We start from the raw sequence: 17,091 nt of genomic DNA, 5'->3' as shown, positions 1-17,091 counted from the left end.
GAGTCTAACTTGTCCCCGGCACGCAAGTGTCGGGGGCTATACGAGGCCAAATGATGAATAAAGTGATTCGACACAGCCTATTAGGCGGCTTACTGGCACTGGGCCTAGGGGGGATGAGTTTACCCGTCGTGGCTGGTGGTGGCTCTGAGATCTCCGAGGCGCCCTATAACGAAATTCAGTTGAATCCGATTTCCATGCGGGAAGCCGAAACCTTAGTCGGCAAGCCAGGAGTGTATTTTTTCGATGTAAACACGCTGGAAATTTGGGCGGAAGGTTTTATCCCCGGAGCGGTGTTTTTCAATGTGCAGAATTGGCGAGAGCTACTGCCAAAGAATAAAGACGCTGTGATGGTGTTCTATTGCGCCAACCGTCTTTGCACCGCCAGCAACATGGCCGCACGGGAAACCATGAAGCTAGGTTACACAGGAGTGCGCCACATGGCCGATGGCATCTTCGGCTGGCGTATGTCAGGCAGAACAACAGAAAAACCATAGTAATCAAATAAATATTTTAATCAGTTATGGGGTTACCCATACGTTTTCGGCTAAAGCACTAAAGCCCAAGGGCTAAATTGTAGAGAACATAAAATGAAAATATCTATGCCAACTTCTTTTATCCCAAAAACCCTCACAGTGGCGACCTGCGCTGCATTGTTTGTCTCTATGGCGAGCTTTGCTGCCCCAACGCTTAAAACCGATGCGGATAAAGCGTCTTACAGCATCGGCGCCTCTGTGGGTAACTACATTTCTGGCCAGATTTATAACCAAGTCGAACTGGGCGCCGAAGTGAATGTGGACTTAGTGGTACAGGGCTTTGTCGATGCCTTGAAAAAACAGCAGCAATTAACCGATGAAGAAGTGCTGACCTATCTTAACCAACGCGCCGAACAGTTAAACGAGGTACGTAAGGCTAACGCCGAGAAACTCGCCGCTGAGAATGCCAAGGCGGGAGCAGCCTATCTTGCTGAAAATAAAAATAAAGCTGGCGTTAAAGTCACAGAATCTGGCCTGCAATACGAAGTGTTAACTCAAGGTACAGGCAATAAACCCAACCCTGAAGATGTGGTTACCGTCGAGTACGTCGGCAAGCTTATCGATGGTACTGAGTTTGAAAACACCATTGGCCGTAAAGAACCTACCCGTTTTGCCCTGATGAGCGTGATCCCAGGTTGGGAAGAGGGCTTAAAACTTATGCCTATGGGCTCTAAATACCGTTTTGTTATCCCGGCAGAGCTGGCCTATGGCAATGAGTTTGTCGGTGAAATCCCGCCGCAATCCACCTTAATTTTTGAAATTGAACTGAAAAATATCGAAAAGCCCAGCGAGAAAAAAGAAGCCCGCATGATGGGCATGATGCCAGCCCACTAAGGGCTAAACATTGGCTTAGGTTCAGTGAGAGATGAACTTGGATAGGCGAGCGTCGAGGTAAGGCATGGCAAGTTTAGGGTTCACCATGGCACTCCTATTAAGCGGGTTTGTGGCTTGGATTTTCTGGCAACACGCGCGTTTAAACCTGCTGCAATCGGTGGAGAGGCTCCCTCAAGTCTCCTACCTTGTGCCCGCATTGAGCAGTGGTTTGCTGCTATTGCTCACGCTCGCCATCTATAGCCAAACGGGGCGTTATCAGGATTGGGATACAGGCAAACTCAATGAAAACATTGACTATTTAGTGGCTGCCGACATCACCAAAGCTCTGCGCCTCGTGGATGAACAACCGCAAAACCCGTTGGCATTACAGGCGCTTGCCGAGGCTTACAGCGCCGGTGGCTTATATGCCGATGCGGTGCAAACCCTAGACAAACTGCTTGTGTTGGTGGGGGAGGATGCAGAGGTGCTCGGCGCTAAGGCCAATGCCCTCTATTACCGCGATGGTCGGCAAATGACCGCAGAGACCCAAGCACTGATTGTACAGACGCTTGCGCTTGCGCCCTTTGAGCCACAGACGCGGATGCTACAGGCCAACGACGCCTATCTCCATGGGCGCTACCAAGAGGCGATAGACCATTGGCAAGCATTACTGGCGCAGCCAAGGGCAGAGATTAATCGTGAGGCCCTGTTAAACGCCATCGGCAAGGCTGAAAGCAAATTGAATGAAAGTGGATATTAATCAAGTCGCTAGCCATTTTCAGGCATGTTGGAACGATAACGATATAAATAAAAACGTCGGTATAAAACCGATAGATGGAGGATGTTGTGAGTGAAAATATAGAGAGACGGAGGTTCCTTAAAAGCGCTGGCATGTGCTCTTTGATGTTAACGCCTTTAGCCGGGTGTTCGGTCAAAGAAGAGTCCGACGGCGCCCATAAGCCCCATTACGTCATGGTCTTTGACCAAAACAAATGTGTCGGCTGTGGCGACTGTAAAACCGCCTGTAATCAAGCCAACCAGTTGCCCGAAGGCAAGTCACGGGTGTTGCTCGAGCAGCAGAGTGGCCGTGTCGAAGGTCAGCCTTGTCCACATTGCGGCAAGATGAGCTGTGACTGTGAACGTAAGTTTGTGCGGGTTTCCTGCCAGCAATGCAAGAACGCCCCCTGTGTGACCGTTTGCCCTACGGGCGCGGCGCACCGCGACGCGAAAACCGGCATTGTGACTATGGACGCGAGCAAATGCGCCGGCTGTAAATACTGCATTGGGGCTTGTCCTTACAACGCCCGCTACATCAACAGCGATACCGATGTGGCCGATAACTGCGATTTCTGTTTGAACAGCAAGTTAGCCAAGGGCGAATTGCCTGCCTGTGTGCAGAGCTGTAAATACGATGCGTTGATCTTCGGTGATGCCAACGATCCTCAATCCTACGTAAGCAAACTCTTAGCGGTAAAAGACTCAGTGCGCATTAAGCCGCAGTTTGGCACCGAGCCGAGCTTACGTTACATACCAATCGTCAAACTGGGAGTGTAAATATGGATACCAGTATGGAATTTACCTTAGGCCTCTCCCAAGGCGTCGCTTGGCCTTGGCCGATTGCGGTGTATTTGTTCTTCGCGGGCATCTCTGGCGGGGCGTTAACCATTGCGCTGGCGCTGCGGTTTTACTTAGGTCAGGTTGAAAATACCGCCTTCTTAAAAGCGGCGACTCTGCTGTCGTTTGTCACTATCAGTTTAGGGATGTTGTGTCTGGTGCTCGACCTGACTAACCCCTTATTCTTCTGGCGAATTTTGGTGTTCTACAACTTAAATTCTGTGATGTCGATTGGTGTGATTGCCCTGTCGGTGTATATCCCGTTAGTGGCTGTGGTCGCGCTATTCGCCCTCGAAAAAGAGCTGATGGCCATCCCCCAATTGCAGTTCCTCGGCCCCATCATCACTAAGTTGAAGGGCTTTAGACGCCCAATGGAAGCACTGGTGCTATTACTGGCGTTATCCGTATGTGCTTACACCGGCTTCTTAATCTCCGCCTTGATCCGCTTCCCGCTGATCAACACTTCGGTATTGCCTGCGCTGTTTATTGCCTCAGGGCTTTCAGCGGGCGGCGCCTCGGTCAAAATGCTGGCGGTGTGGTTGTTTAAAGAACCTTTACACAGCGGCGAGATGAAGATCCTACACGGCGCTGAGTGGCCAATTATGTTCGCCGAAGCCCTGTTTATTTTTATGATCGCCACCGCGCTGTTAACCGGTAATGCCGGGGGGCAGCTTGCCTTTGCCGCCTTCCAAGAAGGGATCTGGGCAAGCGTATTCTGGATTGGTGTGGTCGGTATCGGTTTTGGTGCGCCGCTGCTCCTTAACTTCGCCACGGGTAAGCATTTTAGCCATTCGGCCAAAGCGTTTTATATGTCGGGCATGTGTGCGGTAGTGGGCATGATGTGCCTGCGACTCTTCATCCTGTTGGCGGGGCAAAACTACGCGATTTAATCCAGAGCTAAGGCCCAAGGCCTGAGCTAAGAACCATTTTTGTATCAACCCTCGTCGCAAGAGGTCTGTCCCTGCAAGGTGCCTTGGCGAGGCGTTGATATTTTTCAAGGAATAACAGGATGAAAAAGTACTTAAGTTTGCTACTAGTCGCTCCTTTGTTATTGGGTTGCAACAAGAGTGAAGCCACGGATCATCAACATAAAGCCGAGATGATCCACGAGCATGACCGTTGCCACCTCTGCGGCATGGTGATCACTAAATACCCAGGACCTAAGGGACAAGTGCATTTGAAGGCCGAGAAGATGGTGCCTAAGTTTTGCTCCAGTCGCGATATGTTTAACTTTGCCCTACAGCCTGAAAACAAAAGACAAATTGAGTACATGATGGTGCATGACGCCGCATCAACCGACTGGGAACAGCCAGACGATGGTGCCTTTATCGATGCCGCCAGTGCGTTTTATGTCTACGGCACCAGTAAAAAAGCCGTGATGGGGCCAGCAGTTGCACCTTTTAGCACCAAAGCCGCCGCCGAGGCCTTTGCTCAAGAATACGGTGGCCGCGTGCTCCGATTCGATGAGATCACCCTCGAATTACTGGCCGGCGATAAGTAGGCGATTGCTATGTGGCGCTGCTTGCTCCTCGGTTGGCTCTGTAGCTTATCCCTTGTTGGGTTGGCGCAGGAGTTTAGGGTCACAGATACTGCGGCTTTAACCCAAGCCCTCGCGCGGGCTCAGGATGGCGACACTGTTGTGCTCGCCACCGCCGTTTACGAAGGCAATTTTAATGTCAGCCGCACGATTCATCTTAAGGGCGAAGCGGGGGCAACCCTAGATGCTTTGCGCCAAGGTAGCGCCTTAACCATTGCAGCGCCCAAGGTGATTGTTGAAGGGCTGAATATCCGTCACTGGGGGCGGGATCTTTATTACCAGAATGCGGGGATCTTGCTGCAAGCGGGGGCTGACGAAGTGCTCATTAAGGGCAATCGGCTGGTGGGTGATGGCTTTGGTATCTATGGCGAGCAGCTGAGTGCGCCCCGCATTATGGAAAACAGCATCAGCGGTAATGGCGCCATTTATGTGTTAGATAGGGGCGATGGCGTCTTCCTCAAACATGTGAGCGCGCCGCAGGTGCAAGATAATCATTTTATTTTTGTCCGCGATGGCGTGTATCTCGAGTCGGTGACAGACAGCCAAATCCACCATAATCAATTCGCTAAGTTGCAATACGGCATCCATTACATGTACACCCGAGGCGATGAAGCCTCAAATAATCGAGCGATTAGCGTCGATGGCGGTTATGCCTTGATGAACTCGCAGCACATCTTTTTACACCACAACAAGGTCAGCCAAGCGCGGGACTTTGGCATTCTGCTCAATATCACTAACTATGCCCATATTCAGGCGAATATCGCGACAGAGGTGGTCAATCCCCAAGGTTCGCTGGAGCTTGGTAGCGAGGGCAAGGGCATTTTTATCTACGCCGCGCAGAATAATCGCATCGAGGCGAACGAGTTTAGCCATAGCGATACTGGGATCAGCATGGCCATGGGCGGCGAAGTGAATCGTCTCTGGCATAACCGCATTGTCGCCAACCAAACCCAAGTCAAATACGTTGGCGAGGCACAACTTGAGTGGAGTTATCAGGGGCAGGGCAATTACTGGTCCGAATATCAGGGTTGGGACACTAATGGCGATGGCGTCGGGGATATCGCCCATCGGCCCAACGACAGCTTAGACAAACTCTTTTGGCTCTATCCCGAAGCGAAACTGCTGATGGAAAGCCCTGTGGTCTTACTGCTGCGTTGGGTGGAGCGGCAGTTTCAGCCAACGGCTGCAAGTGGTGTGAGTGACAGCTTTCCCTTAATGGGATGGAAAACCGAGGAGATGGGCAATGAGCCATTTCAGCAATGATGCACAGCATAAACAGGCGCTTACCTTGATGAAAAACAAGGTTTCATCCCAAGGACAAGTGGCGATTAAGGCCATTGGGCTTTGCAAGCGTTATGCGACGTTTGAGGCGCTCACGGATCTTCATTTTGAACTACACGCTGGCCAAACTTTAGCGCTACTCGGCCACAATGGTGCGGGTAAATCGACCCTGATTAAAATGATCTTAGGGCTTGTCTCCCCAAGCCTGGGCGAGCTATTTGTGCAGGGACAACCTCTGCATACTAAGCGAGCCAATGCCAATCTGTCATTAGGCTACTTGCCTGAAAATGTGAGCTTTTATGACAATATGACGGCGCAGGAGATCTTAAGCTATTTTGCCAAACTTAAGGGGGTAGCCCCCAAGCGCGTATCCATTTTGCTGGAAGAATTTGGCCTGATGGCGGCCAAGGATAAACGCCTAAGCACCTTTTCCAAGGGCATGCGTCAACGTTTGGGATTAGCTCAGGCGGTATTGGCCGATCCTAAGGTGCTGCTATTGGATGAACCGACTGTGGGCTTAGACCCGCTCGCATCGGCATTTTTATATCAGAAAATGGCGCAACTGAAGGCGCAGGGTTGCGCCATCATTATCAGTACCCACGAGTTAGGATTAGTGCAAGATCAAATGGATAGTGCGCTGATCTTAGGCCAAGGTCGGCTGCTCGCCGCAGGTGATTTATCGCAGCTTAGGGCAATCAGCGCGCTGCCAAGTCAGCTTGAGTTGCACCGCGTTTCGCCGTTGCAATATCAGCAGCTAATGGCTCTGCCACTGTTCGCCTCAATGCGGAATCATTCAAGCGCAAACAGAGTGTGCTTTAGTGTGCCCGATGTGCTTAAGCCCAAGGTTATCGAGCAATTACATCTCCTTAAAATCCAAGAGTTTTCCATTGCGCCACCGAGCTTGCAGGATATTTTCCATCACTTTATGGCAGGGCTGAATCGCTCTAATTCATCAACCGTGTGCTCGGCGGTTGGAGAAGAGCAATATCAAAGGGAGTTAGTGGCATGAGTCAGATAAGTATCGAGCAAGAAACTGCCCAATATTGTCCCCCACAGGCGCTGACACTCATTCAAGCTGTTGCCGTGAAAGAGTTTAAGGACAATTTACGTAACCGTTGGCTAGGCTTGATGGCGGGTATTTTGTTGATTTTGTCCCTGTGCGTGAGCTTTATGGGCAGCGCCGTGTCGGGCACTGTAGTGCTGCTCGAGAGCGCACAAATCTTCTCGGGCTTAGTCACACTGGCGGTGTTTATCTTGCCCTTGGGCGCGATTTTGCTCAGCTACGACAGTTTTGTCGGTGAGCGCGAGTCGGGCACGCTATTGCTATTGCTCACCTATCCCTTGGCCCGTTGGCACTTGGTATGTGGCAAGTTACTTGGCCATGCCTATGTGATGATGACTGCCTGTATGATGGGGTTTGGCGCGACAGCATTGTTACTGCTTACCTTTGTTGACGAACACTTAAGAGACGCCTTAATTATCGGTTTTATCCACTTGATTAGCAGCGGTATTTTGCTGTCGCTGGTGTTTGTGCTTTTGGGTTATTGCGTGAGTCTGTGTGTTCGCGAAAAGGCCAAAGCCCTAGGCATATTACTGCTGCTGTGGTTTGTGCTGGTCTTGGTTTATGACTTAGTGCTGCTCACGGCGCTGGTGAGTCTGGCGGAAGTCTTCAATCGCCAGCTATTTAACCTATTGATTTTAATTAATCCTACCGATCTTTTCCGTGCCTTGAACCTGCTTGCCAATCCCGCCGATACCCTGTCGGCTAAGAGTAGTCTCGCCCTGATTGCCCAAACGGGAATGGGGCCTGTGCTGATGTACGCCATGCTGGCGGCTTGGATAGGGCTGTTAGGATTACTAGCCTGCTGGATTTTTGCGAGGCAAGAGGTTTAGTTTTTTCTGCATTAGTTTAAATTTATGCTTTATAAAACAATGGGTAAACTGAGTATAGAGTCACAGTATTTTATGTTGTTAAGAAGTAAAATAAACCCTCTTGATTTGGTAGCTAGGAATCACGGTTGCTCTCGGGTGAGACTGAGTTTCACTGTGTTTGCCCGTTGTTAGCGCAATCATAGTCTATTGTGTTGGCTTAGTTTGGGCGCTTAACATGCATAAAATCACTTCATACCTAATGTTAGATGAACAGGCCAAAGAGCTTGTTGACCATGTTCATGGAACCCAGATCGGCCTGACTTTTTCAGAAACCGCCGTACTTGTATTGCTGTTATCTGCCCCTAACGCGATTTTTACCAAGGAAGAATTGCTGCAAGTCGGCTGGCCAGAACGAGTGGTCGCACCTACCTCATTAACCCAGTGCATCAGTACCTTACGTAAAAAGTTAGAGCCTTATACCGAAGTGCAGCTCAAAACGGTGGCGCGCCGCGGTTATCAGTTGCATGTGTCCGAACAGTCCCATGTGAAGATGTTGGCGATTAACGATGCCGATGCGATCCGCGATGCCATTGTCGGTGTCTCGGCGTGGACGAAACTGGCAGGCATCGTCATGCTGGGGTTAATCCTTATCTCCGTGTGGTATTGGAGCGATCACCATGCCGTGGTCAAACAGGTGGCAAAATGGAACGCCGATAAATATATCAGCCTCAATATTGGCGGCACCTTGGGCACGGCACAGGTGCTGTATATCGACGATGAAGAACACTTACATCCCTCGTGGTGGCAAAAACATCTAGCGCCAGAAGGTAACCATATCAGCGGCTTGCCTTATTTCAGCGCCTTTGCCGCAACGGATGGTAAAAACTATTCGATGGTTATTTGCCCCTCGCTCGATGCCAAGGATTGTAACGGCAAGGGCATGATCAATATCACCTCGATTGATGCAACGCCGGCGGGCCTTAACATGGCCGAGTTTATCCCGCTGAGTAAGACGATGGAGGAGCGTATTCGCTACAACCGCATCGTACTGCCGATTGATGACAAGGGTGCGGGGGAGTTGCTGGAGCATAACTACCACGCGGATATCTATTTCCCAGTGGCGGGTGAGCTGCTGGTGCGTACGGATCTCAGCATGTCGCTGGTGTACGAAGGGGAGAATCGGGGTAAGTTTTACTCCACCTCCTGCATTACCGATCAGGACTGTTTAACCACGCCGATTAAGTACACTATCCGTGGGGAGTTTGAGCAGTATCAAACGCAAATTGATGATCTGAATGTGGATGTATTCCATGTCAAAGTATCGCAAAAGGAACTTACCAAACCCGATGAGGTGAGTGGCTCTGCCATGCAGTTTTACCGCGCGATCCGTAAGCACGATATTCGCGATGAAGATCTGTTTTACTATCGGGTTTATCAAAATCAGGGCACGGCGGTGTGGATAGTCCCACAAATGGGGCAACTGCTGGCCTGGACTCAGTACACTCAAGTCAAACTTTAACCACGTATGTTATTCAAACAGCCGATAGCCATCGGCTGTTTGGCTTTTTGCTAGATGCACTTATTTGCCCAGAGATAGAGTGTATTAAAGACTTTGCATTAACTTTCTATCATAAAGCGTGAGTTTCTTTTACATCTCACCATATCGCCAGTTACACTGCCTCGCCATGCTGGAAAGCATTCGAATAGCCAAAATACCAAAAATACAAGAATAACAACGGAAGGAGTCTCTCATGTCGGACCGCCTGATCCCCGCCATATTACTGTCGACGACAGTACTGACAGGGTTAACTGCCTGTGGTGATAACACCAAGGAAACCGCCGCTGCCGCCAGCGATAATGCTGCAAAAGTACAAACCAGCGCAGCACCCGCTGCCAGCCAACCCGCCACGCCAATTGGCATTAACCTCGCGGCCATGTCGCCTAAGGTTAAACCCGGCGATGATTTTTATACCTACGCCAATGGCGAGTGGATGAAAACCACAGAGATCCCCGCCGATCGCTCAAGCACAGGCGCATTTTTAGTGGCTTTCCAAGAGACGGAAAAGCATAAAACCAGCCTGATCGCCGACTTAGTTAAGGCCGAACACGCTGCAGGCAGCGATGATGCGCGCATTGCCGATTTCTACAAGGCGTACACTAACACTGCGGCAATCGATGCGGCGGGCATGAAGCCAATGGAAGCCGATTTAGCCCGTTATCAAGCCATTGCGGATAAACAAGCTTTATCGGCGGCGCTTGGTGCTAACCTGCGCGCCGATGTGGACCCTCTCAATGCTACCGACTTTTTCACCGAAAACCTCTTCGGTATTTTCGTGACTCAAGGTCTGGCGACGCCGGGTGAAGTATTACCTTATTTTCTCCAAGGCGGTTTAGGCTTACCCGAGCGCGAATATTATCTGTCGGACGACCCTAAAATGGTCGAGATCCGCACCGCTTACCGTGCCTATATCGAGACCCTGCTGACCGATGCGGGCATCAGCGATGCCGCGGCCCGTGCCGATCGCATTTTTGCCCTCGAACACAAGATTGCTAGCGCCCACGCCAGCCGTGAAGACAGTGAAGATTTCACTAAGGCATCGGGTGTGTGGAGCCGCGCCGACTTTGACGCTAAAGCCCCTGGCATCGACTGGACAGCCTTTTTAGATGCCGCCCAGCTTGGCAAGCAAGACAGATTTGCCGCCTACCACGCCAGTGCCATTACTGGGCTGTCGGCGTTAGTGGCCTCAGAGCCGTTGGATGCGTGGAAAGACTGGTTGGTGTTCCACCATATCAACAGCCACGCCGATGTATTGCCATCGGCTATCGATAACGCCTCTTTTGCCTTTAACGGCACTAAGCTGTCGGGCACCCCTGAGCAGCGCAGCCGCGATAAACGCGCCTTGAGTGCCTTGGATGAATACTTAGGTGATGCCGTGGGCCGCGCCTATGCCGAGCATTATTTCCCTGCCTCGGCCAAGGCTGAAGTTAGCACTATGGTGGATAACATCGTCAGTGCCTTTGGTAAGCGTGTCGAAAAACTCGAGTGGATGGACCCTTCAACCAAGCAGGAAGCCTTAGCTAAGGTTGCGACCATCGCCGTGGGCGTGGGTTATCCCGATAAATGGCGCAATTACGATGCCTATGCGGTATCGCCAACTAATGCTTATGCCAATGCTATCAATGGTGAAAAGGTGGAATACGCCCATCAACTCGCCAAAATTGGTAAGCCAATGGACAAGGGTGAGTGGTGGATGACGCCGCAAGTGGTTAACGCGGTTAATCTGCCAGTACAGAACGCGCTTAACTTCCCTGCGGGGATTTTGCAGCCACCATTCTTCGATGCTAAGGCCGATGCCGCCTATAACTATGGCGCGATTGGCGCTGTGATTGGCCATGAGATCAGCCATAGCTTCGATAACAATGGTGCGGCGTTCGACTCAACTGGCGCTATGCGTAACTGGTGGACGCCAGCGGACTTTGCACAGTTTGCTAAGCAGGGTGAGGCATTGGCGAAGCAGTTTGATAGCTATGCACCATTCCCGGATCTGCATGTCAACGGCAAGCTGACCTTAGGTGAAAACATTGCCGACGTGGCGGGCTTAGCGGCGGCGCTCGATGCCTATCATGCTTCGCTTAACGGCAAACCTGCACCTGTTATCGATGGCTTTAGTGGCGATCAACGCTTCTTTATCGGCTTTGCGCAAACGTGGGCGACTAAGATGCGTGACGAAGCTTTGCGTGCCCGCGTGGCGACCGATGGCCATGCCCCTGGCATGTACCGCGCGCTGACCGTGCGTAACTTAGACGCTTGGTACACAGCGTTCGATGTGAAGCCCGGCGATAAGCTGTACTTGGCCCCAGAGGATCGCGTGAAGATCTGGTAAGCGTAAGTCGATAAAAAGGGAACCCTAGGGTTCCCTTTTTTGTTAGCGATTTTGCAGTCGATTGTAGTCCAGCCAACCGCTCTCAATCGGATGACTGTCGAAAAAGGCTTGGTTCAATTTATCGCTAAAGGCCCAGAAACGCGGATCGGTACGGCGCACCGCCGCCAAATCCAATAACGCTTCGTAGTCTTTTTCGGTTTGCATGCTTTCGACCTTAGCCACAACTTTGGCTAAGTCTTGCTCCTTAATATGCCAGAAGGCTTCGGGATAACTGCCCAAAAGCCCGCGCACGAGCGTGACATCATCCTTGGCGGGATCGCGGTTGCTTTCCTCATTGAATAGGCTCGAAATATTTCGATGGGCACTGTTACGTACTAAGGTAAAGATTTCCGCTTTGCCCGTTTTTTCAGGCTCAATCATGATCATCGTCAGCTCGGGCAAAAGGGTCGCTTGCGTGCCTTTGACTCTGCCTAGCGCCTGCAACAATGCTTTGCTGTTAGGTTGCAACTGACTGAGTGCGATTTGATAGCGTTGGGGCTGAACCTCGCCGACCTTAGCGGCCAATTTTTGATAGAGTTCGGCCTTAAGATCGTCCGTGTAGTAGAGTACGCCCGTGGGTTGATTGAAGGTATTAATATCCCCCGCAATAAAGGCGGTTAGCTGGGTTCCCGCATCCTGATACCAGTCTTTAAACTGCTTACGGCGCTCCTCTTGGGGCAACAAGGTCAAGAAGTTAGACTCGCCCTCCATCCGTAAAAAATCCATATACAGGCGGGTGAGTAGCTGGTGGCCGTAGTTGCCATACACATCGAAACCCGCGACTAGGAGGTAGTGAATGCGCTCCAGCAGGGCATAGTCGATCACCCAAGCCGTTTTGGGGGATTCTCCCACTAACCCTTTGACCACAGTGGCATTATCGAAATGCCTAAACACCGTCAGGCTGGCATTATCATTACTGCCTTCTCCGTCCCATAAACCATCGATAGTGAGGTGTCGGCCATTTTTAAACTTTTGATTTAAAAACTGATTTCTCGCTCGCATATAATCGCCCTGTTTGGCGGCGTATTTCACCCAGGTCACGGCAAGGGCGGTGCTTTCTTCCTCGGCGGGCATGCGTAGGTTCTCGATTTGGCCCTGATAGAAGTCAGTAAAGTCGCTGTCGTCCATATATTCTGGTGTGACAAAGTAAACCCAAAATCTATCGTTGATCACATTGAGGGCGACCTGACCACGGCAAACCGGCCCCTTGATAAAGCCCATAATAGTGTCTTGGGCACGGGTAAGCATAAAGCGATAACGCGAGCCTGCGGGCAGTTGAATAAAGGCCTCGAAGGGATTGGCCGCTACGCTCGGTGCATAGCTTGGCAGCGAGCTGACTTGGTAGTTGGCATCGATAAACCACTGCTGCCAGTTTTGCAGCACAGTGTTATTCAAGGCGTAGGGAATATGGGTCTTATCGACGATCGTGGCGTGATAGGGCTTAAAGCGGTAATACACCCGCGACACTTGCGGATCGTCGAAGGGGCGGCGGCTGGCAATCAGATCAATTGGTTTGCCCGGCGGCGTGCGTGAGCGTACTAACTCGAAGTAAGCCGCGGGAGCATCGGCCGCGGTTAATGACTCAAAATACAGGTGAAAGGCAAATAAGTGCTCGTAAATATAACGGGCGCTCAGTTGCGCCTTGAGGCTGTCGGCATTTAAGAACTGCTCCCAGCGGGCAATTTCTTGATTAAACTCGGCGCTGAGCGCGGGTGGCGTCGGCAATACTGCGCCCTGTTCGAGCCATTGCATCAATACTTTATGTTCCTGCTGATTGAGCGCAGGCAAGCCGTAGGGCATGCCCGCAAGCGGTTGGTATTGCTCGTATTTGTCCATTTCCTCAATGCTGGCGCACTGCTGAACCCGATCGAGGCTAAAGTCGAAACTTTTATCGAGCAGTTTAGTGTCCGGCAGGGGATGGGCCTGTTTTAGCGTGAGCATCCGCGCCAGCACTGAGGCCTGAGTATTGGCCTGCGGGGTTTGGGCGCGCTCATTGAGCACGGGATAAAAGCCGCGTTCGCGCCATGCTTCAGGCGTGTGGGCATCGACAAATAACCGATTCGGCGTTGCCGCCATTAAGCGGGTGCCCTGATAGACTTTTTCCTTGTTCGCGCCCCGTTCAATGCCCTCACTGGAAGTCATTTTAAGTTGGCAGGGCGCATCGTAACAGGCATGGCAAACCACGCAGCGACCGTTGATGATAGGTTCAACAGCCGAATGATAAGCCTTTGTTTGTGCTGTGAGTTCACTCTGGATTGGCCGATTGTCGGCCCGCGTCTGCGGCGAGCTTTTACCATAAAGATTATCAAAATCCACTTGGGCGACGCTGGCACAACCCGTGACCGCTAACACTAGGGCCAATAGCCAACGTTTCCAGACTGCATTTATCGGATTCATATCCACTCCTTTGCCTACACTGATCAGTCTTATCCATTTCTAACCTGCAATACTCTAGCAGAATAGTCTGAACAAGTTGAATTTACTGTTTATTTGGGGTGTTTATTCGACCTGCTCACGGGTTAAGATGAATGACATGCGTGAATGCTAAGCTTTATTGGGCACAAATCGATAAGGGAAGAAGATGACTACAGAACGCTATTTTTACGAGCCGAGTAAGGGACATGGACTATCGCACGACCCCTTAAATGCGATTGTCGCCCCCAGACCTATAGGCTGGATCTCCTCGCGCAGTGCTCTGGGGCAACGCAATCTCGCGCCCTATAGTTTTTTCAATTGTTTCAACTACAAACCACCAATCATTGGCTTTGCCAGCACGGGCTGGAAGGACAGTGTCGCCAATATCGTCGACACCGGTGAGTTCGTCTGGAACCTCACCACCCGCAGCCTTGCCGAGAAAATGAATCAAACTTCCGCTATGTTACCCCGCGGGGAGGACGAGTTTGCCTTTGCCGGACTCACCCCCAAGGCGGGCACTATCGTCCAAGCCGAGCTGGTGGCCGAAAGCCCGGTCAACTTTGAATGTAAGCTGTCTCAATGTATTCAATTAACTGCCGCAAATGGGGATAAGATTGATACTTGGCTCGTCTTAGGTGAAGTCGTTGCCGTGCATATCGCCAAGCATTTGCTCAATAGTGAAGGTGTGTATCAAACCGCCCTCGCCGAACCCGTGCTGCGCGCCGGCGGTCCATCCGCCTACTATGGGATCTCGGAAGATCTGCGTTTCGATCTACATAGACCACAAGTGTAGGGCGCTTAAACGCTGCTAGGCTTGAGAGGCAAACTTCGTTTGAGTTTTTGAATTATGAGTTTTGGTATCTCATTGCAGAGCAATTCATGATTTAAGCTTTTTTAAAAGAAAAATCAACGTCGTGGGGCTTCACCCCACACCCGACCAAGGAGGACTGCTCGTCCTATCCTCCTTGGATGCTCCATGACGCCCCTAGCGAAGTTACATGCATTGGTTAGTGGCTTCGTGCTTATTCGAAAATCGCTAACGCTTCCGATGGTACATCCTGTACCCCGAAAGCTAGCGAGGCATCCATGCCTCGCTCACGCGATTTTCTTCAACGCCCTTCAGCAACTTCGCAGGGGAGGTGAACTTCTGTAATCTTGGTGTATTGTTCATCCCCAAAGAGTTATGCCAGTCCTATTTTTTTAGTTACGTAGATTACAATACTCACTCTATTTAGAATCATTTAAGATTTGCTGTAGAGACTGAACTGATTTTGTAAGTTCATCACGTTGATTAATCAAAGATTTTACATCGCTAACTAACTCAGAATTTTTAGTTCTGTTTGCGTTGGTAGTGTTTAAAAATACACCAATTAAAAATATGGCTGTGAAAATTAACCCATAAAAAATATCTATTTTATGATGGCTTCTAATGTTTATATTGAATAGCTTTACAGGGCTGGATTTTCCAATTTCGGAGGTTAACTGAATTGCAGGAAGTATATCTTTAAGTTCTTTTTCAATATACACCCCTTGTGCAACAGCACCTTTCAGCAAAGGATGATACCAAAACCTGTCAGCAAGATAGAACGTAAACCAAACAAGCGCCCCTCCCCATATTATTATGGATGATATATTTATCCCTAAAACAAGAATGTTTTCTTTAAGGCTGACGCCAGCCGCACCGATAAATGCGGATAATATTAATATTGCAAAATTTCTAAGTTTCATCTCCAATTCATTAAAGTGTTCTTGAGTACTTATAACCTGTTTCCATATGTCGATTTGTATTTCTACTTTTTTCTCATCACTTAAGTTCATTTTGAGCCTCTTTGTATGAAATGAAATCGAAATGGTTTAATATCTCGCTAAAGTTGTCAATAACTATATTGGCATTGATTTTGTGGTACTCAAATTTAATTTTTTCTTCTCGTTCAACATCCACTTTAGTCCAATGGGTAACTTCTCGAAGTAAATTGTACATAGAAATTCCCTCCTTGCTGTTGAAGTGTTCTGTACCATATCTAGCAAATACATCATCAACTCCAGCTTTTTGTGCCATATCAATGTCTTTCATTTCACTGTCCCCTATATAAACACAGTTTTTAGGGGTGGATTTAATAGAGCTTATTATATCTAAAAGTAATTGTGGGTTAGGCTTTAACTCATCTTTTGGAGTGTGTTTTGTTATCATGTTCTTAAAGTTAAATTTTGTTTGCTGATGAGAGTCTGGTATTTCATGGTCTTCTGGCGAATATAGAATGTCAATATATCTATCAAGTCCTAGCTTATTTATTCTGTATGATGAGTAGTAGCTTTTTGACTCAGTGTAAGCAACGATTAGAGAACCACTATCTTTGATTTTTTTTAAGGTTGACTCTACACCATCATAAAGCTTTAAATTTTCACTCCTTCCTTTTCGATAAGCCTCGATAGCCGGAGTCATAATTTTGTGGACAGCTTCTTTCGAACCATATTTATTTAACAGAGATGGTATGTCCTCAATTAAAAAAGCATACTCTGCTGTTCCATGTTTTTGATGGATTACCTTTATTTCCTTTTTTAGCGTATCTTCAGGAATATTACTAATTCTAGCTATCTCTGTTAACATTGGCTTAAAGCTTTTGAACCAAATCTCAAACCAGTTAAATAAGGTGTTGTCTAAATCAGTTATTAGTACAGATTTTGGCTTTTTCATCTTCAAATTCTCTTTCCCTTAGATGAGATTATTATGCCTCAAAGTTAGATTAGCAGACAATCTTAACCCATAATCATTTCCATTTATCGAGATATAGATGGTCACCTCGGGCTTAGCAAGGTCAATTTCCTATAATTTATGCTAATCGTTAATTCACCTCTCAAAGAAAGAGCGGACAGGCGTAATTCTTTCTGAATTTACAGTTAACACCGAAGTCACAGAAGTTCATCTTCCCCTGCGAAGTTGCCGCGGGGCGTTGGAATAAATTGCGTGAGTCCGGTCATGGATGACCGGCTAGCTTTCGGGGTACAGGATGTACCATCGGAAGCGATAGCAATTTATCCATAAGACCAAGGCCAGTCTCTAATGCATGTAACTTCGCTAGGGGCGGCAAGGGAGATCCAAGAG

15 protein-coding genes are annotated in these 17,091 nt (G+C 49.3%); 12 read left to right on the top strand and 3 right to left on the bottom strand.

Annotated features, from left to right (window positions below):
• The first annotated feature begins 53 nt into the window (after positions 1–53).
• From ACUZ8J_RS18690 to ACUZ8J_RS18640, 11 genes are all read left to right on the top strand, one after another.
• Positions 54–494, top strand: coding sequence for a rhodanese-like domain-containing protein (locus ACUZ8J_RS18690; RefSeq protein WP_088211947.1), 441 nt, complete (start codon positions 54–56; stop codon positions 492–494).
• A 93-nt stretch (positions 495–587) separates the two neighbouring features.
• Positions 588–1,367, top strand: coding sequence for an FKBP-type peptidyl-prolyl cis-trans isomerase (locus ACUZ8J_RS18685; protein ID WP_446694604.1), 780 nt, complete (start codon positions 588–590; stop codon positions 1,365–1,367).
• 64 nt (positions 1,368–1,431) lie between these two features.
• A complete protein-coding gene (locus tag ACUZ8J_RS18680; protein ID WP_446694603.1) occupies positions 1,432–2,106 on the top strand; it encodes a tetratricopeptide repeat protein in 675 nt (224 codons plus the stop codon).
• 86 nt (positions 2,107–2,192) lie between these two features.
• Entirely contained in the window at positions 2,193–2,900 is a 708-nt protein-coding gene (locus tag ACUZ8J_RS18675) for a 4Fe-4S dicluster domain-containing protein (RefSeq protein ID WP_011627331.1), read from the top strand.
• Positions 2,901–2,902: 2 nt separating this feature from the next.
• The gene (gene nrfD, locus ACUZ8J_RS18670; protein WP_446694602.1) at positions 2,903–3,850 is read left to right on the top strand and encodes an NrfD/PsrC family molybdoenzyme membrane anchor subunit; all 948 of its coding nucleotides are present in this window, start codon (positions 2,903–2,905) and stop codon (positions 3,848–3,850) included.
• A gap of 119 nt (positions 3,851–3,969) precedes the next feature.
• On the top strand, positions 3,970–4,461 hold the full coding sequence (locus ACUZ8J_RS18665; protein WP_011627329.1) for a nitrous oxide reductase accessory protein NosL: 492 nt from the start codon (positions 3,970–3,972) through the stop codon (positions 4,459–4,461).
• A 9-nt stretch (positions 4,462–4,470) separates the two neighbouring features.
• Positions 4,471–5,760: a nitrous oxide reductase family maturation protein NosD gene (gene nosD / locus ACUZ8J_RS18660; protein WP_446694601.1), complete on the top strand. Its 1,290-nt coding sequence runs from the start codon at positions 4,471–4,473 to the stop codon at positions 5,758–5,760.
• On the top strand, positions 5,741–6,787 hold the full coding sequence (locus ACUZ8J_RS18655) for an ABC transporter ATP-binding protein (RefSeq protein WP_446694600.1): 1,047 nt from the start codon (positions 5,741–5,743) through the stop codon (positions 6,785–6,787). The genes nosD and ACUZ8J_RS18655 overlap by 20 nt, the downstream gene beginning before the upstream one ends.
• The gene (locus tag ACUZ8J_RS18650; RefSeq protein WP_446694599.1) at positions 6,784–7,671 is read left to right on the top strand and encodes an ABC transporter permease; all 888 of its coding nucleotides are present in this window, start codon (positions 6,784–6,786) and stop codon (positions 7,669–7,671) included. Before ACUZ8J_RS18655 ends, ACUZ8J_RS18650 begins: the two co-directional genes overlap by 4 nt.
• Before the next feature lie 214 nt (positions 7,672–7,885).
• Entirely contained in the window at positions 7,886–9,169 is a 1,284-nt protein-coding gene (locus ACUZ8J_RS18645) for a winged helix-turn-helix domain-containing protein (RefSeq protein ID WP_446694598.1), read from the top strand.
• Between the two features lie 232 nt (positions 9,170–9,401).
• A complete protein-coding gene (locus tag ACUZ8J_RS18640; RefSeq protein WP_446694597.1) occupies positions 9,402–11,534 on the top strand; it encodes a M13 family metallopeptidase in 2,133 nt (710 codons plus the stop codon).
• 42 nt (positions 11,535–11,576) lie between these two features.
• Here ACUZ8J_RS18640 and ACUZ8J_RS18635 read toward each other — a convergent pair whose 3' ends face one another.
• The gene (locus ACUZ8J_RS18635; RefSeq protein WP_446694596.1) at positions 11,577–13,970 is read right to left on the bottom strand and encodes a fatty acid cis/trans isomerase; all 2,394 of its coding nucleotides are present in this window, start codon (positions 13,968–13,970) and stop codon (positions 11,577–11,579) included.
• 184 nt (positions 13,971–14,154) lie between these two features.
• On the opposite strand from ACUZ8J_RS18635, the gene ACUZ8J_RS18630 reads away from it, so the two are divergent.
• Complete coding sequence (locus tag ACUZ8J_RS18630; RefSeq protein WP_446694595.1) at positions 14,155–14,781, top strand: flavin reductase family protein; 627 nt, start codon at positions 14,155–14,157, stop codon at positions 14,779–14,781.
• A 434-nt stretch (positions 14,782–15,215) separates the two neighbouring features.
• Here the strand turns inward: ACUZ8J_RS18630 and ACUZ8J_RS18625 are convergent, their stop codons facing one another.
• Both ACUZ8J_RS18625 and ACUZ8J_RS18620 read right to left on the bottom strand, forming a co-directional pair.
• On the bottom strand, positions 15,216–15,806 hold the full coding sequence (locus ACUZ8J_RS18625; RefSeq protein WP_446694594.1) for a hypothetical protein: 591 nt from the start codon (positions 15,804–15,806) through the stop codon (positions 15,216–15,218).
• Positions 15,793–16,683, bottom strand: a complete 891-nt coding sequence (locus ACUZ8J_RS18620; protein ID WP_446694593.1) for an HAD family hydrolase — start codon at positions 16,681–16,683, stop codon at positions 15,793–15,795. The genes ACUZ8J_RS18625 and ACUZ8J_RS18620 overlap by 14 nt, the downstream gene beginning before the upstream one ends.
• Positions 16,684–17,091: the final 408 nt, after the last annotated feature.

The sequence above is a fragment of the Shewanella sp. Koi 1 genome (assembly GCF_052907445.1).
Note: the sequence above shows the minus strand (reverse complement) of the source record. Positions and strands in the feature narration are given on the sequence as shown.